This window comes from Paraburkholderia sp. GW821-FHT02A12, assembly GCF_059422005.1.
In genome coordinates, this window is the sequence record NZ_JBWKWA010000002.1 from 2,763,625 (window position 1) to 2,786,680 (window position 23,056).

The 23,056-nt window shown below is 63.9% G+C and carries 19 protein-coding genes; 8 read left to right on the forward strand and 11 right to left on the reverse strand.

The features are described 5' to 3' along the window. Positions 1–4: 4 nt before the first annotated feature. From AC07WT_RS33875 to AC07WT_RS33900, 6 genes are all read right to left on the reverse strand, one after another. Complete coding sequence (locus AC07WT_RS33875; protein ID WP_494950316.1) at positions 5–1,105, reverse strand: HlyD family secretion protein; 1,101 nt, start codon at positions 1,103–1,105, stop codon at positions 5–7. A gap of 83 nt (positions 1,106–1,188) precedes the next feature. Further along, positions 1,189–1,611, reverse strand: coding sequence for a MarR family winged helix-turn-helix transcriptional regulator (locus AC07WT_RS33880; protein WP_494950317.1), 423 nt, complete (start codon positions 1,609–1,611; stop codon positions 1,189–1,191). Between the two features lie 79 nt (positions 1,612–1,690). Further along, complete coding sequence (locus AC07WT_RS33885) at positions 1,691–2,113, reverse strand: MarR family winged helix-turn-helix transcriptional regulator (protein ID WP_494950318.1); 423 nt, start codon at positions 2,111–2,113, stop codon at positions 1,691–1,693. A gap of 158 nt (positions 2,114–2,271) precedes the next feature. Beyond that, positions 2,272–3,162 carry a transglutaminase family protein gene (locus AC07WT_RS33890; RefSeq protein WP_494950319.1) on the reverse strand — a complete coding sequence of 297 codons (891 nt, stop codon included), beginning with the start codon at positions 3,160–3,162 and terminating at the stop codon, positions 2,272–2,274. Next, positions 3,159–5,792: a circularly permuted type 2 ATP-grasp protein gene (locus tag AC07WT_RS33895; RefSeq protein WP_494950320.1), complete on the reverse strand. Its 2,634-nt coding sequence runs from the start codon at positions 5,790–5,792 to the stop codon at positions 3,159–3,161. Before AC07WT_RS33895 ends, AC07WT_RS33890 begins: the two co-directional genes overlap by 4 nt. 30 nt (positions 5,793–5,822) lie before the next feature. Then, positions 5,823–9,290 carry a transglutaminase family protein gene (locus AC07WT_RS33900; protein WP_494950321.1) on the reverse strand — a complete coding sequence of 1,156 codons (3,468 nt, stop codon included), beginning with the start codon at positions 9,288–9,290 and terminating at the stop codon, positions 5,823–5,825. Positions 9,291–9,570: 280 nt separating this feature from the next. On the opposite strand from AC07WT_RS33900, the gene AC07WT_RS33905 reads away from it, so the two are divergent. Beyond that, on the forward strand, positions 9,571–10,731 hold the full coding sequence (locus tag AC07WT_RS33905; protein WP_494950322.1) for a zinc-binding metallopeptidase family protein: 1,161 nt from the start codon (positions 9,571–9,573) through the stop codon (positions 10,729–10,731). 3 nt (positions 10,732–10,734) lie between these two features. On the opposite strand, the gene AC07WT_RS33910 is transcribed toward AC07WT_RS33905, so the two are convergent. The 4 genes from AC07WT_RS33910 to AC07WT_RS33925 all read right to left on the reverse strand — a co-directional run bounded on the left by AC07WT_RS33910 (position 10,735) and on the right by AC07WT_RS33925 (position 13,492). Continuing rightward, positions 10,735–12,024: a DUF3443 domain-containing protein gene (locus AC07WT_RS33910; protein WP_492594585.1), complete on the reverse strand. Its 1,290-nt coding sequence runs from the start codon at positions 12,022–12,024 to the stop codon at positions 10,735–10,737. Positions 12,025–12,034: 10 nt separating this feature from the next. Further along, complete coding sequence (locus AC07WT_RS33915) at positions 12,035–12,484, reverse strand: DUF2844 domain-containing protein (protein WP_494951112.1); 450 nt, start codon at positions 12,482–12,484, stop codon at positions 12,035–12,037. A gap of 209 nt (positions 12,485–12,693) precedes the next feature. Then, positions 12,694–13,044 carry a hypothetical protein gene (locus AC07WT_RS33920; RefSeq protein WP_494950323.1) on the reverse strand — a complete coding sequence of 117 codons (351 nt, stop codon included), beginning with the start codon at positions 13,042–13,044 and terminating at the stop codon, positions 12,694–12,696. Positions 13,045–13,066: 22 nt separating this feature from the next. Continuing rightward, positions 13,067–13,492 carry a phasin family protein gene (locus AC07WT_RS33925; RefSeq protein ID WP_492594587.1) on the reverse strand — a complete coding sequence of 142 codons (426 nt, stop codon included), beginning with the start codon at positions 13,490–13,492 and terminating at the stop codon, positions 13,067–13,069. 355 nt (positions 13,493–13,847) lie between these two features. Between AC07WT_RS33925 and AC07WT_RS33930 the strand changes: the two genes are divergently transcribed. Next, positions 13,848–14,291 (forward strand): hypothetical protein, encoded by a 444-nt coding sequence (locus AC07WT_RS33930; protein ID WP_494950324.1) that lies wholly within the window; start codon positions 13,848–13,850, stop codon positions 14,289–14,291. A 329-nt stretch (positions 14,292–14,620) separates the two neighbouring features. On the opposite strand, the gene AC07WT_RS33935 is transcribed toward AC07WT_RS33930, so the two are convergent. Further along, on the reverse strand, positions 14,621–15,331 hold the full coding sequence (locus tag AC07WT_RS33935; protein ID WP_494950325.1) for a FadR/GntR family transcriptional regulator: 711 nt from the start codon (positions 15,329–15,331) through the stop codon (positions 14,621–14,623). A gap of 360 nt (positions 15,332–15,691) precedes the next feature. On the opposite strand from AC07WT_RS33935, the gene AC07WT_RS33940 reads away from it, so the two are divergent. From AC07WT_RS33940 to AC07WT_RS33965, 6 genes are all read left to right on the forward strand, one after another. Next, on the forward strand, positions 15,692–17,023 hold the full coding sequence (locus AC07WT_RS33940) for an MFS transporter (protein ID WP_494950326.1): 1,332 nt from the start codon (positions 15,692–15,694) through the stop codon (positions 17,021–17,023). A gap of 164 nt (positions 17,024–17,187) precedes the next feature. Beyond that, positions 17,188–18,537, forward strand: coding sequence for a glucarate dehydratase (gene gudD, locus AC07WT_RS33945; protein WP_494950327.1), 1,350 nt, complete (start codon positions 17,188–17,190; stop codon positions 18,535–18,537). 68 nt (positions 18,538–18,605) lie between these two features. Beyond that, positions 18,606–19,523: a 5-dehydro-4-deoxyglucarate dehydratase gene (kdgD, locus tag AC07WT_RS33950; protein WP_494950328.1), complete on the forward strand. Its 918-nt coding sequence runs from the start codon at positions 18,606–18,608 to the stop codon at positions 19,521–19,523. A gap of 484 nt (positions 19,524–20,007) precedes the next feature. After that, positions 20,008–20,967 carry an HlyD family secretion protein gene (locus tag AC07WT_RS33955; RefSeq protein ID WP_494950329.1) on the forward strand — a complete coding sequence of 320 codons (960 nt, stop codon included), beginning with the start codon at positions 20,008–20,010 and terminating at the stop codon, positions 20,965–20,967. Beyond that, the gene (locus AC07WT_RS33960) at positions 20,964–21,908 is read left to right on the forward strand and encodes an ABC transporter ATP-binding protein (RefSeq protein ID WP_494950330.1); all 945 of its coding nucleotides are present in this window, start codon (positions 20,964–20,966) and stop codon (positions 21,906–21,908) included. Before AC07WT_RS33955 ends, AC07WT_RS33960 begins: the two co-directional genes overlap by 4 nt. Beyond that, a complete protein-coding gene (locus AC07WT_RS33965; protein ID WP_492594595.1) occupies positions 21,905–23,047 on the forward strand; it encodes an ABC transporter permease in 1,143 nt (380 codons plus the stop codon). Before AC07WT_RS33960 ends, AC07WT_RS33965 begins: the two co-directional genes overlap by 4 nt. Positions 23,048–23,056: the final 9 nt, after the last annotated feature.

Consider the following 23,056-nt stretch of genomic DNA (forward strand, 5'->3'; position numbering starts at 1 on the left):
ATCGTTATCCGCGGGCCGGCACGTTGTTCGTGTCGACATGGACCTTCACCGTCGCCGACAAACCGGGGCGCAGCACGCCTTGCATGTCTTGCGGCACGGTCAGACGCACCCGCACCGGCACCCGCTGCACGATCTTCGTGAAGTTGCCGGTGGCGTTTTCCGCGGGCAGCACGCTGAAGGTCGCGCCGGTCGCGGGCGCCAGGCTCTCCACCACGCCGCGAATCCGTTTGCTCGACGCATCGAGATCCACATCGACGCTGTCGCCGACGCGCATCTTCTTCAACTGGTCTTCCTTGAAGTTGGCGTCGATCCACAATCCGTTCGACGGCACCACCGTAAGCAGCGAAACGCCGGTATTCGCCAGCAGGCCGACGCGCGCGGTGCGATTGCCGACATAGCCGTCGATCGGCGAACGTATCGTCGTGTACTCGACATTCAATGCCGCGACGCGCTGCGCCGCCTGCGCGGTTGCGATGCGCGCCAGGGCGTCGCCGATCTGCGCGTCGAGCACGGCGATCTGGCGTTGCGCCGCCGTCAATGCCGCACTGCTGCGGTCCACCGCGGCATGTGCCTTGGTCAGATCGGCCTCGGCCCGTTCGACGACCTGGCTCGATACCGCATCGTCTTTCACCAGCTCGCGATAGCGCGTCTGATCGGCCGCGCTGCGCGTCAACTCGGCGCCCGAGGCGCGGACCTCCGCGGCCTGCTCGTTGATGGTGGCGAGCTGCAAGGATTTCTTCGCCTGCAATTCGATGACCGCGGCTTGCGCGCTCTGCACTTCGGCGGTGGCTTGCGCGAGGCGGGCGTCATAGTCACGCGCGTCGAGCCGGATCAGCACCTGGTTCGCGTGCACGAACTGGTTGTCGCGCACCAGCACATCAGTCACGAAACCATTCACCTTCGGCGCCATGACCGTGACGTCGCCGCCGACATACGCATCGTCGGTGGTTTCGACAAAGCGGCCAGCGATAAACCAGTACGACGCGGCGATCGCCAGCACGGCGAGCACCGTGAGGATCGCCAGCAGCATCCATGGAATACGCCGTGCGGCTTTGGCGGCGGTGGCCGCGCTGGGCGGTGCAAGAGTCGAGGGTGTAGTGGACATGATTAAATGTGCGTATGCACTGGTTAGGCTGAAAAAAACGGCGCGGTTCTGCTGCGCCGGCCCTGCTCCGCTGGCTGCGGGCTTCAGATGGAATCTCGTGTCATCGCGAACAGTTCGCCGCGCAATGCTGCCGCGCGTTGCTCGCCGAAACGGTGCTCGAATTCGGCTTGTGCCGCATACCAATGTTCGCGTCCCGTCTTGAGCCGCGCTTCACCTGCAGCAGTGAGCGAAATCGACAATGCCCGCACGTCCTGGCCGAGCGCTTCGCTCGACACCAGCCCGTGGCGCCGCAGCGGCTGGATCGTGCGGACCAGCGTGGTGCGCTGCATGCGCATGGCTTCGGCCAGTTGCCTCATCGTCATCGAGCCCTCACGCCTTAAGCGCCCCAACAGCGAGTACTGCGTGATCGTGAGGCCGACATGCGCCAGATGGCGGTCGTAAATCTGCGATACGTAGCGCGCGGCCTGACGGATCGCAAAGCAGTCGTCGTCGAGTATGCCTTTCATTGCCGCGCTTCCTTTTTTAAAAGTGCGTATGCACACAACAAGACGTACTGAAGCTCGCCGGAACGAGCTTGTGCGCCTTTTAGCCTGTGATGCTGAACAACTCGGAGCGCAGCGCTTTCGCGCGTGCGTGGCCGAACTTTTCCTCGAACTCGTCCTGCGCGGCCCGCCAGGCGACGGCCGCCTGGTCGAAGGTCGTTTCGCCCTTTTCCGTGAGACTGAACAGATACGTGCGGCCGTCGTGCTCAGCCGCTTCGGCGCTCAGCAGACCGTCGCGCTGCAAAGGTTTCAACGCGCGGACCAGCGTAGTGCGCTCCATCACCATGGCGTCCGCGAGGTCCGCCATCGGCGTATTGGGCGTGCGCGCCAGCTTCGCGAGGATGGTGAACTGCGCGGCCGTCAGCCCGACCTGGCCGAGATGGCGTTCGTAGATCTGCGTGACGTGCCGCGCCGCCTGGCGCAGCGCGAAACAGTTGCATTCGTCGTAAGAGAGAGGGCGGTTCATGCTGTGCAGTCTATATGTGCATACGCACAGAGTCAAGTTTTTTGTGGATTCGCGCATGTGGGCGGCGAAGTCTTGACTCAGGAGAGACGTCGGCCGGCGTATCGGAACACGAACTTGCTGGAGAACTGGAAGACCGGGGGATTACCGGGGAACTACAACTACAACGCCAGCACCGTCACCCCCACCTCCACCCGATGCGCCCCGCCGCCAAGAATCATCCCGCGCAGCAGCGACACATCGCTGTAATCGCGCCCGATCGCGAGCGTCACGTGATCCATATCGGCGAGCACGTCGTTAGTCGGATCGAGATCGATCCAGCCGCTGCCCGGACAATACACAGACACCCACGCATGCGACGCATCCGCCCCGATCAACCGCGGCTGCCCTGGCGGCGGATCGTTACGCAGATAACCGCTCACATACCGCGCCGGCAAACCCAGCGAGCGCAAGCAGCCGATCATCACCTGCGCGAAATCCTGGCACACGCCGCTCTTCAACTCGAAGGCGCGGTCCGCGGGCGTATCGAACATCGTCGCGGAGGGTTTGTATTCGAAGTCTTCGTGAATCCGGTGCATCAAATCGATCGCACCCGCCGCGATCGGCGTGCCCGGTGGAAAGCTGGACAACGCATAGTCGCGCAGCGACGGCCGCGGCACGATATTCGGCGACGCGAAACAGAATTCGGCTTCGCGCCGGAATTGGCCGCCGACGCGAAAGCGCAGCGCGTCCGCCACGTCTTCCCATTCGGGTGTCGCGAGCGGATCGAGGTCGGTCCAGCGCGGCGTGAGCGCCACCGTCGTTTCGCTCACCAGTTGCAGGCGTTCGTGCGGGGCGTCCAGAGCGAAGTACAGCACGTCGTTGCCGAATGCATCGATACGGCTATTCAGATACGACGGCTCCGGCTCGATCCGCTCGCTATGCGACACCACGCGCTGCCACGCGCACACGATCGGCCGGATCGTCGCGAGATGCTGCGCGGTCTCGACGTAGGTCGAGTAGTGATAGGTGGTGCGATGCGATACGGACAATACGGTTTGCGCGCTCTTCATGACCACACCTGCGATGCAACGGTACTCGCGTGACTGAAATAGCGCGCGCTGATCTCATGCGCCGCCGCGGCGACAAAGCCGCCGACCTGATCGCAGACCGCGATCAGGTCGGCGTAGGCGCCGTCTTCGTCGGTCGCGCACAGACGTTCGAGCGTCGGCAATGATCCGGCGGGCGGCATCAGGTCCGCGAACGGACGATGCCGCATGCTGCCCGCCGCCACCGCAATCTCGTCGAGCTTCTTGCGCAGGCGCTCATAGACGCCATACAGGGCGCGCGGATTGGTCGGCTCGATGACCAGCAGATCGAGCAAGGCAGGCACTTCGAAGCGGCCCGGATAGAGCGCGCGATACGTCAGCGTGCTGTCGAACAGCTGCAACAGCAGATCGAAGCCGGCGGGCGTGGCGAGCCGGCCCTTGTCGGCGACCACGCGCAGAATCGACGTCATCGCCGCTACGCGTTCGATGTGCCGCCCCGCGAACAGCAGGCGCCAGGCTTCGTCGCGCGTCATGCGGTCACCTTGCGCGCCGCTGATCGCCGACAGTTGCACCGACAGGCGCTCGAGCGCACTCATCAGCGTCACGCGGTCATAACGGTCGATGCGCTCGATGCGCTCAGCGCGGCCGTTGCCTTGCGCTCCATTGCCGTTCGAGTCCGTAGCCGGCAGCAGTTCCTGCAACGCGTCGCGGAAGTCGTTACGCGCTGCGAGAATCGTGCGCCAGTGATCGTTCGACAGACGCCCACGCACCTCGCCGTTCGAACGCGCTTGCCACGCGAGATTCTGGCCGATGCTCGCGGGGCCGGTGGCCTCGCTCAGGTTCGCGACCAGCGCACGCTCGAACGCTTGCGGCGAGTTCGGCGAAAACATGTCGCCGGCCTGCACGAGACCGCAGTGGACGGCGAGCTCGACCAGCGTGGGAAACATCGCGTCGGCATCGTTGCCTTCCAGCGAGTCGAGAATCAGCCGCAGGAGCCGCACGTTGTTTTCGGAGCGTTCGCCGTAGCGTCCGGCCCAGAAGAGATTTTCCGCCGCCCGGCTCGACACGGTCCGATGCTTGCGCGCGAGGTCCGCGGGTTGCATCGGCGAAGGCAGCAGCGTGAAGGTCGAAGTGGGCTGGCTCGACAGCACCCACGTATCGACGCTGCTGCCGCCGTACTGCATCGAGACGGTCGCCTGGCGTTCGGCGGCCATCCGCGTGAAGCCGCCGGGCATCACATGCCAGCCGCCGTTGAAATCGGCGATCGCGTACACGCGCAACACCGAGGGGCGGCGGCCAAGCGTGCCCTCTTCGTAGCGCGGCGTGCACGAAAAGCGCAGCGGCTGCTGGATCGTGAAGGTGTCGGGCATGGCTTCGATGCGATCGCGCCACGCCGCGAGCCGCTGCCTGCCCTGCTCGACGCCGGGCGGCGCGTCGCGCGGCGCGACCGGCCACGTCGGCACGACGAACGCTTCGTCCAGACGCGCGAAGGCGTGCTCGCGCGCCGCATCTTCGCCGCACCACCAGGTCGGCACGCTCGGCAACACGAGATCTTCGTCGAGCAGGACCTCCGCAATGCCCGGCAAAAAACCATGCAAAGCCGGCGATTCGACGAAGCCCGAGCCCGGCACGTTCGAGACGATCACGTTGCCCGCGCGCATCACCTGCAACAGACCGGGCACGCCGATGGTGGAATCGGCGCGCAATTCGACCGGGTCGCAGAACGCATCGTCCAGCCGGCGCAGTACGACGTGCACGCGTTCGAGACCGGCGAGCGTCTTCAGATACAGCATGTCGTCGCGCACCGTCAGGTCCTTGCCTTCGACCAGCGTGACGCCGAGATAACGCGCGAGAAACACGTGCTCGAAGTAGGTTTCGCTAAACGGCCCCGGCGTGAGCAACGCGATATGCGGCGAAGTATCTTTTGCCGCTGAGTCGTGCCGCATGGTGGCCTGCGCCGCCTGCGCGAGCGTCGCGATCAGTTGCGAATAGGTCGGCGCGAGGCGGCTCACGTGCATCGTGCGGAACGGGTCGGCGAACTGGCTCGACACGATCAGCCGGTTCTCCAGCGCGTAGCCGAGGCCGGACGGCGCCTCGGTGCGGTGCGCCATCACGGTCCACTCGCCGCTCGGCGGGCGCGCCAGATCGAGCGCGACCACTTGCAGGTACTGGCCGCCCGGCGGCGTGTAGCCCTTCACCGAACGCAGATAGCCCGGATGCCCGAACACCAGCGCGGGCGGCAACTGCCCGCGCTGAAGCAGGGTCTGCGGCCCGTAGATATCGGCGACGATCGCATTGAGCAGATGCGCGCGCTGCGTCACGCCCCGCTCGATATGCGCCCACTCGGCCTCGCTGATCAGGAACGGCAGCAGGTCGAGCGCCCAGGCCCGCGGCACGCCGTTGTCCGCGTAGACGTTGTAGCTGATGTCGTTGTCGCGGACCTGCTGCGCGACCGAAGCACAGTTGTGGTCCAGCCGCGCGATACCGTCTTCGCCGAGCCGCTCGAAAAATTGCCGCCACGGCTCGCGCAGCGCGCCCGACACGTCGCGCAACTCGTCCCAGTGTCCTTCGTAGGCCGGCAACAGCCGCAGCAGGGATGAAGCGTCCGCGCGCGCCGCGGACGCTTCGAAGGGAAAAGTCGATTGAAAGGCCAAGATCGTGTCGGTTTAAAGTTCTGCTGCGTTTTACCAGTAGCGCAAGTCCAACGTGAACGGAAACTCGAGGCTGCGCTGCGGCGTGTCCACCGCGAGCGGCCCCGGCGTATGCCCGGACGCGAAGAAGCGTGAGCGCCGCCGGCTTTCCGCCTCGTAGGCGTTAACCGGGAAGGTCTCGTAATTGCGCCCACCCGGATGTGCGACATGATACTGGCATCCGCCCACCGAACGGCCACTCCATGTATCGACCAGATCGAAAGTGAGCGGCGCGTCCACGCCGATGGTGGGATGCAGCGCCGATGGCTGCGACCACGCGCGAAACCGCACGCCGGCCACATACTCGCTGACGCGGCCAGTCGGCTGCAACGGCACCGGCACGCCGTTGACGGCCAGTACATGGCGGTTGCCGTTCAAGCCGAGCGCGTGCACTTCGAGCCGTTCCACCGACGAATCCACGTACCGCACCGTCCCGCCCGCCGAGCCCTCCTCGCCCATCACGTGCCACGGTTCGAGCGCGTTGCGGATGGTCAGCGCGACGCCGTTTACGGTCGCCTCGCCGACCAGCGGGAAACGGAACTCGAAGTGCGGCGCGAACCAGCTGCTGTCGAACGCAAAACCGGCCTCATTCAATTCGCCCAGCACATCGTCGAAATCCATCTTCACGAAGGTGCCGAGCAGGAACCGGTCGTGCAGCTCGGTGCCCCAGCGCGTGAGCTGCTGCGTGTAAGGCGTGTGCCAGAAACGCGCCACCAGCGCGCGCAGCAACAACTGCTGCACGAGACTCATGCGCGCATGCGGCGGCATTTCGAAGCCGCGCAATTCCAGCAGGCCGAGGCGGCCGGTCGGGCCATCGGGCGAATACAGCTTGTCGATGCAGAACTCGGCGCGGTGCGTGTTGCCGGTCACGTCGATCAGGATGTTGCGCAGCGACCGGTCGATCATCCAGGCCGGCAAACTCGCGCTTTCGCGCCCGCCGAGCAGGTCGATCTGCCGCTGCAATTCGCGGAACGCCACCTCCAGCTCGTAGACCTGGTCGTTACGCGCCTCGTCGACGCGCGGCGCCTGGCTGGTCGGCCCGATAAAGAGCCCTGAGAACAGATACGACAGCGACGGATGGTTGTGCCAGTACGCGATCAAACTGGCGAGCAGATCGGGACGGCGCAGGAACGGACTGTCGGCCGGCGTCGCGCCGCCGAGCACGAAGTGATTGCCGCCGCCGGTCCCCGTATGCCGGCCGTCGGTCATGAACTTCTCGGTGCTCAGATAGGTTTCATGCGCCGACTGATACAGATACTCGGTGTGACTGACCAGCTGGTCCCAGCTCGACGCCGGGTGAATGTTCACCTCGATCACGCCCGGGTCCGGCGTCACCTGCAACACTTTCAGCCGCGGGTCGCGCGGCGGCGGGTAGCCTTCGACAATCACCTGCATCCGCAACTCGGCGGCCGTCGCTTCGATTGCGGCGAGCAGCTCGAGATAGTCGTCGAGTTCGGTGAGCGGCGGCATGAACACATGCAGCAGCTTGTCGCCGCTGCCGAACGCCTCGGTCTCCGCTTTGGGACCGGCGGCACGTTTCGGGTCGCGCGCTTCGACGCAGATCGCCGTGCGAATCGTCTCCTTCGACGACTGTCCGCGGGCCGGCGCCCGCTGCGGGTCCGGCGCGTAGGCCAACGCGCCGCTGCCCGGCATGCCGCTCAGCAAGTCGGCCGCCGAAGACGACAACGCAGCCGCATTGCGCGCGTCGGCGGCGGTCATGTTGCGGGATTCGCCTTCGTACTGCATCCGCAATTGCACGGCCGAGCGCAACGGCGCCGGGGGCGCAAACGGATCGTGGGCGTGCTGATACGGATAGTCGGTCTTCGACACCCACGGCAATGAGTCGAGCGGCAGGCGATAACCCATCGGCGAGTCGCCGGGGATCAGGTACATGCGTTCGTCGCGCAGAAACCAGCGGCCCGTGACCCATGTCGGCGGCTGATGCGGCACGTCGCGTTCACGGGCGAGCGGCAGCACGTAGCCGGTGGCGCTCGTCAAACCGGCGTCGAACACGCGCCGCAAGCGCGCACGCTCCATTTCGTCGTCCAGACGCGCATCGAACGGGTCCACGTTGACCGGCAGACGGCGCTCGCGCCACAGGTAGTACCAGGCGTCCTCGAAACCGGCGTGGATGCACGCCTTGTCGAGCGACAGCTTGCCCGCCAGATGCGCGAGGAAACGCTGTGCGTCCTCGGCGGTGTAGGCGCCCGGCGCGCGTTCGTCGGCAAAGAGCGACGGGTCTTGCCAGCACGGCTCGCCGTCGGCGCGCCAGTAGAGCGACATCGCCCAGCGCGGCAGCTGCTCGCCCGGATACCACTTGCCCTGGCCGATATGCAGAAAGCCGTTCGCGCCGTAACGCGCGCGCAGCTTGTCCATCAGCGCCACCGCATAGCCGCGCTTGGTGGGGCCGAGCGCGTCGGTGTTCCATTCGGCGGCGTCGCGGTCGCGCACCGACACGAAGGTCGGCTCGCCGCCCATCGTCAGGCGGACGTCCATCTCGCCCAGCTGCTGGTCGACCTGCGCGCCCATTTGCAAGACGTCGCTCCACACCTCTTCGCTGTACGGCTTGGTGACGCGCGGCGTCTCGAGCACGCGCTCGATCGACATGATGTGCTCGAACTCGACTTCGGATTCGTCGACCGCGCCGGAGATCGGCGCCGCGCTGCCGGGTTCCGGCGTGCAGGCGACCGGAATGTGCCCTTCACCGGCAAGCAGGCCGGAGGTCGGATCGAAGCCGATCCAGCCGGCGCCCGGCAAGTACACCTCGCACCAGGCGTGCAGATCGGTGAAGTCGACTTCGGTGCCGCTCGGGCCGTCGATGGACTTGGTATCGGGCGCGAGCTGCAACAGATAGCCGGACACGAAACGCGCCGCCAGACCCAGTTGCCGCAAAGTCTCGACCAGCAGCCAGCCCGAATCGCGGCATGAACCCGACGCATGGGTCAGCGTTTCTTCGGGCGTCTGCACGCCCGGCTCCATGCGGATCAGATAGCGGATTTCACGCTGCAAGCGTTGATTCAGTTCGACGAGGAAGTCGGCGGTGCGCTTGGGCGTCCGGTCGATACTCGCGACAAAATCGGCGAAGCGCGGCGTCGGGGTGCGTTTGACGAGGTACGGCGCGAGTTCCTGCGCGAGGCCCGGCGCATACTCGAAGGGGAATTGCTCGGCGGACGGTTCGAGAAAGAAGTCGAACGGGTTGTAGACCGCCATCTCGGCGACCAGATCCACGGTCACCTTGAATTCGCGTGTCTTCTCGGGAAACACGAGACGCGCCTGATAATTGGCGAACGCGTCCTGCTGCCAGTTGATGAAGTGCTCGGCCGGTTCGACCCGCATCGAATACGACAGAATCGGGGTCCGGCAATGGGGCGCAGGCCGCAGACGCACGACCTGAGGCGACAGTGCAACCAGCCTGTCGTAGCGATAATGTGTGACATGATTCAACGCGACGCGTATGGACACACTGGACTCCTGGGACAAGGGATGGCAGCCCGCCAAAAGCAAGCTTCATGCCGTGGATCGAAAAACCGCGTGAGTTATCTGTACCGCCCGGATGACAGCCTGCTTTGAAGTCTGCCGCGTCTGCCGACCGTCCGGTCGATCGAACAGCGCGTCTTTCCACTGCCTTTTCCGGCCCGGCGCACCAAAGCGGCGCAGCGCCGATGCACGATGATGCACGTAATGTGCGTTAAACCAGTGACGTCTGGCAAATGCGGCATGAAGATTGCGGAGTCTCCGAACGATGAAAACCTTCCACTGCAATCGCTGCTCGCACCTCGTGTTCTACGAAAACGTTCGTTGCGAACGTTGCGACGCGCTGCTCGGCTATGTGCCGGAACTGGCCGAAATCAGCGCCTTCGAAGAAGCCGGCGAAGGGCGCTGGCGCAGCCTGCATCCAGGCGCCGGGGGGGCGCTGTTCCGGCAGTGCCACAACTATGCCGTCGAAAATATCTGCAACTGGATGATCCCCGCCGATTCGCCCGACGCGCTGTGCCACGCCTGCCAGCTGACGCTCACGATTCCGAATCTGGGCACGACGGACAACCGGTTCTACTGGTATCGGATGGAAGTGGCGAAACGGCGTCTGCTGTACACGCTGGCCGCGCTCGGCCTCGACGTGCCATCGCGCCAGACCGATCCGGAGCACGGCCTCGCCTTCGAATTCCTCGAAGACAGCGGCGATGGCGAAAAGGTGATGACCGGCCACGACAACGGCCTGATTACGCTGAACATCGCCGAAGCCGACGACGCCTACCGCGAAAGGGTCCGCACCGCGATGGGCGAGCCATATCGCACCTTGCTCGGCCACTTCCGCCATGAGTCGGGCCACTACTACTTCAGTCAGCTGGTGGAGAACGACCCGCGCTGGATCGAGCCGTATCGCAATCTGTTCGGCGACGAACGCGCCGACTACGGCGAGGCGCTGCTGGCCTACTATCGCAATGGCGCGCCGGCCGACTGGCAGGCGTCCTTCATCAGCGCGTACGCCACCATGCATCCCTGGGAAGATTGGGCCGAGACGTGGGCGCATTACCTGCTGATCGTCGACGTCCTGGATACGTCGACCTCATATGGCGTCGCGCTGCTGCCCGACGACCCGAGCGAGCCGACGCTGACTGACCGCACGCCTGTGGAGGACGCCAGCTTCGAGAATCTGATGAAGCGCTGGTTTCCGCTCACGTATGTGTTGAACAGTTTGAACCGCAGCCTCGGGATGCCCGATGGCTATCCGTTCACGCTGGCCGCGCCGGTAGTGGACAAGCTGCGCTTCGTACATCGGGTTGCAGCGGCTCACGCAAAGCCGCAGGCCTCAATCCGGACAATGGCCCCGTCAGCGTTGCCGCTCCAGTCCGGACCCGTCCCGCAGACGGCGCCGCCCCAGCGCGCGGCGCCGCGCCGCTAACGCTCAATACGCAACGTAAGGACCGGCACCGCCTGGCGTCGTCTGCTGCTCGACGGCGGCATACACGTTACGGCCGTAGAAGAACGGCAGTCCCCAGTCGAAGATCGTCGACGTCACGAACGCCGGGCCGGCCAGCAACGGCAGCGCCGCATCGCCGCTGTACGTCTGCGCGATCGCCATGGCGTTGCCGACATTGAACGTGACCGCGCTCGTGATGCCGTTCACGCCTTCGATCGTTGCACTGAGCTGCTCGGTCGAACTCGGGCAGTAGTACGCGCTATTCGGACTCGCGCACACCGGCAACGCGCTGGTCTGAAAGAACAGGCCGGTCGAGCCGCTGTCCAGGATGCTGCGCGAATACGTCCTGCCGTTCTGCACCGTCGTGAAGGTGCCGTTGGACGGACTCACGCCGATCACCTGCGCGTTGCCCAGCGTATTGTTGGCCTGCGTGCCGATGCCGAACACCAGTTGCCCGGTCACCGACGGTGCCCCGCCCGACACCGTCGGCAGGCTCAGGACCGAACCGTTGTTGTCGGTGGCGAAGTAGGGAATCGGATTGGCGACCTGCAGCGCCTCGACCAGAGGAATCGCCGTGCAAGCCGAGCCGCTGCAGCCGTAATAGGTGCCGGGCACCGCCTGCTGAACGCAGGCCGCGCCGCAGTCGTGCTTGAACACGCCGATGCCGAGCACGCCGTTGGCCTGCAACGCGCCCGGCGTGTTGCGCGGCGAGCCTACGCTCGCGCAATCGGCCGGCACGGAAGCGTAGCCCGGGTCGATCAGCTGGATCGGCAACGAGGCTGCTGTTTCGCCGGCGATCTGCAAGTCGGCGAGCTTCACCGGACCCCACGTGTAGCCGTCGAAGAACTGCATGCATTCGGCGACCAGGTTGCCCGAGCCGTCCTTCTGCTGCGGCAGCGTCATCGATGCGGGCAATTGCGAGGCGAACACGCGCAAGCCCCACGAACCAGTATCCACCAGCACGTGATCGATGGTTTCGCACTGGCTGGTGCCGGGCGCGCAAATCGTGACGCTGACGAACGGCATGTTCGGCACGCCGCTCACGCCGGAATCGACGCTGACCCGCACCGCATTGGCCGCCACCACTTGTGGCGAAGGCGATGTATTGGTGACGGTCGGGCCGGCCGAGGTGCTGGCCGAGGTGCTGGCCGAAGTGCTGGAATTGGCCGACGTGGCCGAGCCGCTGGAGCCGCCGCCCCCGCCGCCGCAGGCACTGACCAGCAACGCGAGCAGCGCCGCGCACAACAGGGTGATGAACGAAGACGTATGACGCATGACCGCTCCGTTATTGAATGACGCCGACGTCGACACCCGCGGGCATCGCGTGCGGCAGATAGGCATGGCCGGCGAACGCGCGCAGATGGCCGCCGGAGTACACCACCAGATCGCTGCTGGAAACCGCGAGCGGCGTTCCGCTGCGCGTTGCGGTGGCCGCGGCGTACTGGTCGAACGCGGCGCCCAGCACGGACTTCAGATCCGGCAGCGTCGGGCCTTCCCACGCGACACCGAAGACGATGCCGTTGGGCGCAACGTACTCGCGCACCAGCGTGCCGGACGGCATCGTCAGCAGGTGCACCGAGTACACGCCTTGCGCAGTGGCCGTATGAGCGACTGCACGCATGCGCGTTTGATCGCTGTCGACGGTGCTGACGTTCTGGCCGAGCGTGGCATGCGCGGCAAACGACAGCACGCAGCTTGCCCCGAGCATTGCGCGAGCAATGCTGATAGAGAGCATCGGTTTCAAGAGAATTCCTTCGAGGTGAAACGCTCGTGCCCGGCGCGCAGCCGATCACAAACGACGAACCAGGGGCGCACTCCCCGACTGGCGGCGCCAGTGCTGCATTCACACCAGTGGGGTTGCGTGAATGCGTCTACGGAGTGGCAGCGCGAAACTTTAGGCGGCGCGCGACGGTACAGCAATCGTTTGCGAGGCGATTCAAACCTTCAGCCGCCTTCGGGCCGTTCGAGCGCGTTTGATTTTTGCGGACGATGTCCATGAGGGGCGGCGCTTCGGCGCAGATATTCGCGACGTATGCGGTTTAAAGCGAACAGGCGTGTGACAACGCCGCGCGGCGGCAGAAAAATATCGATGCGCCGCGCATGTCGATGCAAATGTAAGCGGATGCCGAATAAATCGCCGTTTATTGCCGTTTTCCTCTGACAATAACCGTCGAACTGGATGGCCTGTGGATGAATGGAAAAGGCCTGTTTGAAACCAGATTCCCGAGGCAAAAAAATACCGCGGATGACCTGATGGCCGATCCGCGGCACCGATACTTCGTCTGGCCACGTCATACCCGAATCGGTCGACGCGCCCTTACTTCTTCTGTTGCTGCAAAAGCGACTTGAGCTCCTGCACGTTTTCTTCCACACGCTTTGCGATCACCGCATATGACTCGGCTTGAGTCTGATACGCGGCTTGCGCGAGTTGCTGCATATCGGCAAGCGACTTATGCAGACTTTGCTGGATCAGCTCGGCGGTTTTCGCCGAAGGCGCAGCGCCCCCGGTGGACAACTGCCCCGTCAGCGATTGCAATTCGCTCAGCGTGGTGCGCAGCATCTCCGCCTGTTTCTGCGCAAGCGACTGCATGCCTTGCAAGGCGGTTTGATTGGCCTGAACCAGCGCTTCGACGTCCTTGCGTCGCGCGTCCATGATGGCGGGCACGTCGAAGCCGGGGAGCTTGAACTGCTCCAGCATTTTGGTGAAATCGCCAAACGGATTGGCGGCGTCAGGTCGGTCCATGCGAAATCCTCCTTAACGTATTGGATACTCGCCGACCGGGCATCGCCGCGCTGCACTTCTCCTGGCAGATGACCGGTGGCCTCGCGTGTGCCGTGCGTCCCGCGAACGCTTGCTGCTTGTGGGGTCGGACGGCACATCGCGTCAATCATGCGCTATCCGGCGTCATTGCGCCAGCGGGCACACCCTGGCGTCGGCCGTGCCATGCCGGTTCGCGTTGCCGGCTCCGCCGGCCTGTCCGCAAGGTTTGGTAAGTTACAACGCAAGCTTCAGTAACCTCGCGCAAGCTCATGTCGGCTATCGTTGCTGATACGCTGGCGCACTGTAGCGCCGGCGTTGTCTCGATGGGAGCGAGATCATGAAAAAAGGATTAGTGAGTGCGGCGCTGGCCGCCGTATTGACCCTTGCCGCGGGAACCGCGCTTGCACAGGAAGCGCCACCGCCGCCCGCAGCGGTCCATGCGTATGACGAGCCGCATCGCGGCGACGGGCCGCCACCTCACGGACCGATGGGTCCGGGCTTCGCGGTAGTCAACGATCTGGAACAGCTGCGCCGCCTGTACGCGATGAGCGGACGTGAAGGCGACATCGTCGCGGTGTATCACGAGGTGTTGAACAAGACGCAGGATCCGATGCTGCGCCACTACGTCTACGACTCGCTCGCTCGTGAGCAGTTGAAGCCGGCCAACCCGGAGCAGGCCATCGCGACGCTGCGCACCAGTCTCACGGAAGACCTGGCCGCGGCGAACAAGCCGCCACGCGGCGCAGCGGCGGGTATCCAGCCGCCTGCCATGCCGCAGTAAGCAGTAACCCGTCACCGACGCCACCGCGTAGGCAGGTTGCAATGCAGCCACAAAAGGAGCGTTGCAACCCGGCGCAACGCCTGCGCGGTTGGAAGCGCTCCCGCACAAAAACAGCCGTTTAAGCCGGCGCGCTACGTTGGCTTTCGCACATAGCCGCTTATTGCCCGCTTTTTATCCTCCACCGGCTGATTAGGATAAAAGCACAGCAACGCTCGTGCCGGGTGAAAAATGCGCTACCCCCTGAACATGGCCATCGCCGCCGCCCTTCTCGTCTTTGTTCTTTGCTGCGGCATGCAGCTCGTCCTGAGATGACGTCCTTGCGCAGCGCTTTACACGCCCGCTTTGCTCAACTCGTGCGCGCGTCGAAGTCTTTCGCGACTGTTGCTCAGGTGCATCCGCATGGCGGCGCGTGCGTCGTCCGGATCCTGACGTTCGATTGCCCGGTAAATCAACTGATGCTCGCGCAGCACATTGCGCAGATGTTCGACATGGTCGAGCTCCGCGATCTCGGCGGAACCTAGCCGCGTGCGCGGACTCACCGCGCGTCCGAGTTGACTGAGAACGTCGAAGAAGTACCGATTCCCGCTGGCTCGCGCGATCTGCAGATGAAACTCGATGTCATGCGCCAGCACGTCGGTACTGCCCCGCTCCAGTTCGGATTCGAAACGCTCCAGCGCGCTGCGCATCTGCTTGAGATTCTGCGCAGTGCGCCGCGCCGCCGCAAAAGCAGCGGATGCCGCCTCGACGTCGATCCGGAACTCGATAATGGCCATCACGTCGAGCATGCTGGACAGGTCGGCGGCAGGCAGTTGCATCGGCTCTTCCACGGCCGGCGTCAATACGAATGTGCCGATGCCGTGACGCGTCTCAACCACTTTCGCCGCCTGCAGGCGCGAAATCGCCTCGCGAACCACGGAGCGGCTCACGCAGAGCTGCTTCATCAGCGCTACTTCAGTCGGAATGCGGTCTCCCGGCCTAAGCGATCCACGGCGGATTTCCTCGGAAAGAGTGGCCACCACCTTCTCAGTCAGGCTGCTCATTTTGTAGCTTGTTGCCTCATCAACTGGAAAAGCACACGTTGCGCGTGCGTCACGTCATCTGACGTCTCGATAGGGCCATCATAACGTAGTCCAAGTCGATGACCGATAGAATCCATGTCATCAGATGTCTTAGTTTACCCGCTTGAAATTCAACATCAGTGCTGCGAATTCCGGCCCAGCGGCTGTAATAAAGGTGTAAATGGCCAGGGTAAACACTCCGTAGGAAAGTAAAAACGGAAAAAGTAGACTGTCGTCCGACAACGTATCTCACGCCTTTGAGAGAAGATAGTTCCCGCTGCTGCCGGATGCGGCGCGTTGCGTTCGATCAGGCCGTCGAATCGGCCGACACTGGAGACAACCTTGACACCTGCTCCCGCCACCGCGGCCGGCCCGCTCGAATCCGCGGTTTCCAAGGTCAAGCGGCACGTGCTGCCGCTCTTTCTGATCATGTTCATCGCGAACTATATCGACCGAGTGAACATCGGCTTCGTCAATTCGCACATGCAGGCAGATCTTGGGATCGGCGCCGCCGCGTATGGACTCGGGAGCGGCTTGTTCTTCATTGGCTACGCGCTGTTCGAAGTGCCGTCGAACGTCCTCATGCAGAAATACGGCGCCCGCGCCTGGCTCACGCGCATCATGGGCACGTGGGGCGTGGTGGCCGCGACCATGGCTTTCGTCTGGAACGACACGTCGTTTTACGTGCTGCGCTTCCTGCTGGGCGTCGCCGAGGCCGGCTTCTTCCCCGGCGTCGTTTTCTATTTCACGCAATGGCTGCCGCAGAAAGAGCGCGGCAAGGCCGTCGCGGTTTTCCTCGCTGGCTCGGCGCTGGCATCGGTGCTGTCCGGCCCGATTACGGGCGCCTTGCTGTCGATTCGCGGCCTCGGACTGCACGGCTGGCAGTGGATGTTTCTCATTGAAGGCGGGTTTTCGGTTGGCCTGTGCGCCGTGAGCTGGATGTTGCTGAAGTCGCGCATTGGCGACGCCGCGTGGCTGACGGCAGAAGAACAGCAAGTTCTCGCAACGACGATCGCCGCCGAGCAGGCCGAGCGCGACGCGCTCGGCGCTGCGCACCTGCCGACGGCAAAACTGCTGAAGGACCCGCAAATCCTTCTGTTCTGCTTTCTCTACTTCGCGATTCAATTGACGATCTACGCGGCGACCTTCTGGCTGCCGACGATTATCAGGAAGATGGGTGGACTGTCGGACTTCGAAGTCGGCATGCTCAACGCGATACCCTGGCTCATTGCAATGTTCGCGATGTACTGTTTCGCGATGTTGTCGGCCAGGTGGCGCTTCCAGCAGGCATGGCTCGCGGCTGCGCTCGTCATCGCGGCTTGCGGGCTGTTCGCTTCGACATCCGGCAACCCTGTTCTGTCGTTCGTGGCGATCTGCTTCTCCGCGATCGGGTTCAAGGCCGCTTCATCATTGTTCTGGCCGATTCCGCAGGGGTATCTGGATGCGCGTGTCGCGGCCGGGGTGATTGCACTGATCAACTCGGTCGGCAACCTCGGGGGTTTCTTCGCTCCTGCTGCTTTCGGCTACCTGCAACAGCACACCGGCTCGATTTCCGGCGGCCTGTACGGGCTGGCCGTGGCATCGCTCGTCGCGGCCGCAGCCGGCTTCCTCACCCGCAATCGTCTCGTGAATCGTGACGCGCCGGCGCAAGCCGTGCATAGCAAAGCCCACTGACTTCAAGGAATAGCCAGGCATGAGCAACGCGCTTCCGGCCTCAGTTTCAGCCTCAGTTCCGGCCTCAGTTTCAGCCTCATTTTCGACGCTCGCTTCAGTGCCCGGCACCGCACACCCAAACGGCTCCCGCCAGTCGGATTCCTAACTTAACTGGTCCAACCACCATGTCCACGAATACCTTCCAATCGAATGCCACCCCGACGGTCGTCGAGCTGCGCGTCGTTCCAGTCGCCGGCCGTGACAGCATGCTGATGAACCTGAGCGGCGCGCATGGCCCGTTCTTCACGCGCAACATCGTCATTCTGCGCGACAGCGCGGGCAACACCGGCGTCGGTGAAGTCCCCGGCGGCGAGAGCATCCGCAAAACCATCGACGATGCGCGTCCGCTCGTCGTGGGTCAGTCGATCGGCAACCTTCAGGCCGTGCTCAACAAAGCGCGCACGCAGTTCGCGGACCGCGACGCCGGCGGACGCGGTTTGCAGACTTTCGATCTGCGCACGACCATCCATGCGGTGACCGCGCTCGAAGCCGCGCTGCTCGATTTGCTCGGACAGCATCTGGGCGTACCGGTTGCCGCACTCCTCGGCGAAGGCCAGCAGCGCGACGAAGTCGAAATGCTCGGCTATCTGTTCTACATCGGCGACCGGAAAAAAACCGCTCTGCCATACGCCGGCGGCGCGGACGGCAGCGACGACTGGGAGCGTCTTCGCACCGAAGAAGCCATGACGCCCGAGGCCGTGGTGCGCCTCGCCGAAGCCGCACAAGCGCGCTATGGCTTCAACGACTTCAAGCTCAAAGGCGGCGTGCTTCCAGGCGACGCCGAAATCGAAGCGGTCACGGCGCTCGCCGAACGATTCCCGACAGCGCGCGTGACGCTCGACCCGAATGGCGCGTGGTCGCTGTCCGAGGCAGTTCGTCTTTGCCGCGACCAACACCACGTGCTGGCCTATGCGGAAGACCCCTGCGGCGCCGAGAATGGTTATTCCGGCCGCGAAGTGATGGCTGAATTCCGCCGCGCGACCGGCTTGCCGACCGCCACCAACATGATTGCGACCGACTGGCGCCAGATGGGCCACGCCATCCAGCTGCAATCGGTGGACATCCCGCTCGCCGACCCGCACTTCTGGACGATGCAAGGCTCGGTCCGCGTTGCGCAGATGTGCAATGAGTGGGGATTGACGTGGGGTTCGCATTCGAACAACCACTTCGACATTTCGCTCGCGATGTTCACGCAGGTCGCCGCCGCTGCGCCCGGCAAGATCACCGCTATCGATACCCACTGGATCTGGCAGGACGGCCAGCGCCTGACCCGCAATCCGTTGCAGATCGTAGGCGGCAAAGTGAAGGTGCCGGAAAAAGCGGGCCTGGGCGTCGAACTCGATCTGGACGAAGTGGAAAAAGCGCACGCCCTGTATCTGCAGCACGGCCTGGGCGCTCGCGACGACGGCGTCGCGATGCAGTTCCTGATTCCGAACTGGAAGTTCGATAACAAGCGTCCGTGTCTCGTACGCTAAAGCAAAACATTCCTTCGGCCGCGGTCCTCGTGGCCGCTGCTTCTTGCCATAAAAGACGTGAATACACGATGACGACCCCTCAAGAACTCAAAGCCATCATCTCCTCAGGCCTGCTGTCCTTCCCCCTCACCGACTTCGACGCGCAGGGCGACTTTCGCGCCGACACTTATGCCGGGCGCCTCGAATGGCTCGCTCCCTACGGTGCGACGGCGCTCTTCGCCGCGGGCGGCACGGGCGAGTTCTTTTCGCTGACCAGGACCGAATACACGAATGTGATTCGTACGGCTACCGAAACCTGCAAGGGCAAGGTGCCGATTCTCGCCGGCGCGGGCGGCCCGACGCGCGTGGCGATCGAATATGCTCAGGAAGCCGAACGCCTCGGCGCGAACGGCGTGCTGCTGATGCCGCACTATCTGACCGAAGCATCGCAGGAAGGTATCGCCGCGCACGTCGAGCAGGTTTGCAAGGCGGTGCGGAACATCGGTGTGATCGTCTACAACCGCGCGAATTCAAGGCTCAACGCCGACATGCTCGAACGTCTCGCGGACAGCTGCCCGAACCTGATCGGTTTCAAGGACGGCGTGGGTGAAATCGAGAACATGGTGTCGATCCGCCGCCGCCTCGGCGACCGCTTTTCGTACCTCGGCGGCCTGCCGACCGCCGAAGTCTACGCAGCCGCCTACAAGGCGATGGGCGTGCCGGTGTATTCGTCCGCGGTGTTCAACTTCATCCCGAAGACGGCGATGGACTTCTACCGTGCAATCGCCTCGGACGATCACGCCACGGTGGGCAAGCTGATCGACGAGTTCTTCCTGCCGTATCTCGCCATTCGCAATCGCCGCGCGGGCTACGCGGTCAGCATCGTGAAGGCCGGCGCGAAGCTGGTGGGCCGCAGCGCGGGACCCGTGCGCGCCCCGCTCACCGACCTGACCGACGATGAAATCGCGCAACTCGACGTCCTCATCAGGAAACTCGGCGCTCAGTGAGAGTCCGCGCCCCGAATCGGGCCAAAGCCCATGCGGCATAACCCGATCGGCGCCGCACCCGCGTAGTTGCCGTGAAGCCGCATGTCCACTCCGCAAGTCCGGGCTCTCACATTTCGATTGACCCAGGAAACCAACACGACGAAGATAGTTTCCACCGACCCAAGGTGCGGTCCGGTGGCGCGCGGACGAATCAATCCACTGGCGTGTTGTCCGGAACTGAAGCGCCGCCCACTTTGAGCGGAGACATCAAAGCGGTCCAACGCCACGTCCGAATCCAATCAATTTGGGCTACGGGTTTATAGCGCACGGCAAGTAGCGCACGGCAAGCGCGGCGCGCTCAAACGGAACTTGAACTCATGTCAGTTTTCAATCCGGTTATCACACGCGTGATGCTGCCGCTTGCCACCGCGGAAGACTGGCGAAACGCGCCCCTTCCAGCCTTCGGCACGAACGCATTGCGCCGCCGCACCTCGCGGAGCCAGTCATGATCCGGCTTCATTGCGCGCCGCTGTCGCTGCTGCTCGTCGCCGCCGTGCTGTCCGGCTGCTCACGTCAAAACAACAACGAATACCAAGGTTACATAGAAGGCGAATTCGTCTATCTCGCGTCGTCGCAGTCCGGTGCGCTCACGCAACTATCGGTCACGCGGGGACAAACCGTGCAGGCGAACGCGCCGCTCTTCACGCTCGAATCGGCCGACGAAACCGCCGCACTTCAACAGGCGCAGCAGCAGCTCGCGGCGGCACGCGCGCAGCTGGCGGACATCGAAACGGGGAAACGTCCGCCCGAAGTCAACGCGGTGCGGGCGCAACTCGCCCAGGCCGTCGCCAATGCTCGCAAGGCGTCGCTGCAACTGACGCGCGACGAAGCGCAATTCCACGCCGGCGGCATTCCAAAGGCGCAACTCGACGATTCGCGCGCCAACGCCGATGCAACGGCTGCACAGGTTCGCGAGCTCAGCAATCAGGTTCAGGTAGCGCGCCTGCCCGGCCGCTCGCAACAGATCACCGCGCAGAACGCGCAGATCGCAGCCGCGCAGGCCACTGTCGCTCAGGCGCAATGGAAGCTCGATCAGAAGCGTGTGAACGCTCCCGCTGACGGGCTTGTCTACGACACGCTGTACCGAACCGGCGAGTGGGTGCAGGCGGGCAGTCCCGTCGTCCAGATGCTGCCGCCGCGGAACGTGAAGGTGCGCATTTTCGTGCCTGAAACCGTGGTCGGCCGGCTCGCGGCGGGACGAACGTTGCTGGTGCATTGCGACGGCTGCGGGGCGGACATACCCGCCAGAATCACCTACATATCGAGCAAGGCCGAATACACGCCGCCCGTGATCTACAGCAACGAGAGCCGCGCGAAGCTGGTTTTCATGGTCGAAGCGCATCCGTCCGTGGCTGACGCAAGCAAGCTGCATCCTGGCCAACCCGTCACGGTGACGCTGCAATGAACCTTTCCGCCCAGGACTATGCGATCGACGTGCGGAATCTGAACAAGCACTTCGGCGACAAGCACGTCATCAACGACGTGTCCCTGCAGGTAGCACGCGGCGAGATCTTCGGCTTTCTCGGACCGAACGGCAGCGGCAAGACAACCTCGATCCGCCTGATGTGCGGACTGCTCACGCCCGATTCGGGCACCGGCACGTGTCTCGGCTTCGACATCAACCGTGAGAGCGCGCAGATCAAGCGCAACGTCGGCTATATGACGCAACGCTTCTCGTACTGGGAAGATCTGACCATTCGCGAGAATCTCGACTTCGTCGCGCGGATCTATCAGATGAAGAACCGCAAGGAGGCCGTCGACCGCTCGCTCGAATCGCTCGGACTGCAAGGCCGCGCACATCAGCTGACGGGATCGCTGTCCGGCGGCTGGAAGCAGCGGCTCGCACTGGCCGCCTGCCTGTTGCACGAACCGCGGCTGCTGCTGCTCGACGAACCCACCGCGGGAGTCGATCCCGCCGCCCGGCGCGACTTCTGGGAAGAACTGCACCAGCTCGCCGCGCGCGGCATCTCGGTATTGGTCAGCACGCACTACATGGACGAGGCCGAGCGCTGTCACAAGCTCGCCTATATCGCGTACGGCAAGCTGCTCGCGCAAGGCACGGCGCGAGAAGTGATCGAATCGCAGAATCTCGCGACGTGGACCCTCTACGGCGACCATCTGAGCAAGCTGTCCGAACAATTGCGCAAGACACCCGGCGTCGACCAGACCGTCCTCTTCGGCTCGGCGCTGCACGTGAGCGGCCACGATCACTCCGCGCTGGAAAACGCCGTCAAACAGGCTGCCGCCGGTACTGAACTACGCATCGAGCGCATCGAAACCGGGCTCGAAGACGTATTCATCTATCTGATGAGCCGCTCGACGGACAACTTCGGAGCACGCCCGTGAAAACACGCACGCTATTTTCACTGACGCGCTGGTGGAGCATCGTGCTCAAGGAATTCCTGCAATTGCGGCGCGACCGCGTCACGTTCGCCATGATCGTCGGCGTGCCGGTGATTCAGCTCTCGCTGTTCGGCTATGCGATCAATACCGATCCCAAGCATCTGCCCACCGCCGTCATCATCGGCGATAACAGCCCGTTTTCGCGCAGCTTCGTCGCGGCGATGAAGAACTCCGCTTACTTCGACATCGTCGAAACGCTGCCCAACGAGGAAGCCGGCCACCTTGCCCTCGCGCAGGGCCGCGTGCAGTTCGTGCTGAACGTGCCGGTCGATTTTTCGCGGCGCCTGCTGCGCGGCGAACATCCGTCACTGCTGGTGGAAGCCGACGCGACCGATCCAACTGCAACGAACGCGGCCATCGCCGCGCTGCCGAGCCTCGTGCAGCCGGTCGCCGACAAGGACATCACCGGCTCGCTCGCGCATCTGAACGGCAGTCAGCCCGCATTCAATGTCCAGGTTCACGGTCTCTACAACCCCGAGGGCATCACGCAATACAACGTGGTGCCGGGCCTGATGGGCGTCATCCTGACGATGACGCTCGTGATGATGACCGGCCTCGCGGTCACGCGCGAACGCGAGCGCGGCACGATGGAAAACCTGCTCGCCACGCCGGTCCTGCCGGTCGAAGTGATGACCGGCAAGATCGTGCCTTACGTGATCATCGGCCTCATCCAGGCGACGATCATCCTGGTCGCGACGCGCTATGCATTCCATGTGCCGTTCGTCGGCAGCGTGGTGGCGATCTATCTCGCGGCGCTGCTGTTTATCGCGGCGAACCTGACGGTCGGCATCACGCTGTCGTCGCTCGCGCAGAACCAGTTGCAGGCCATGCAGCTGGCCGTGTTCTATTTCCTGCCGAACATCCTGCTTTCGGGCTTCATGTTCCCGTTCGCCGGCATGCCACGCTGGGCGCAGTTCATCGGCAATCTGCTGCCGCTGACGTACTTCAACCGCCTGATCCGCGGCATTGTTCTCAAGGGTAACGGCTGGACGGAACTCTGGCCCTCCGTGTGGCCCATGGCACTCTTTACGGCCATCGTGATGGGCGTGGCACTGCGCTTCTATCGGCGCACGCTCGACTAGGAGACCCCG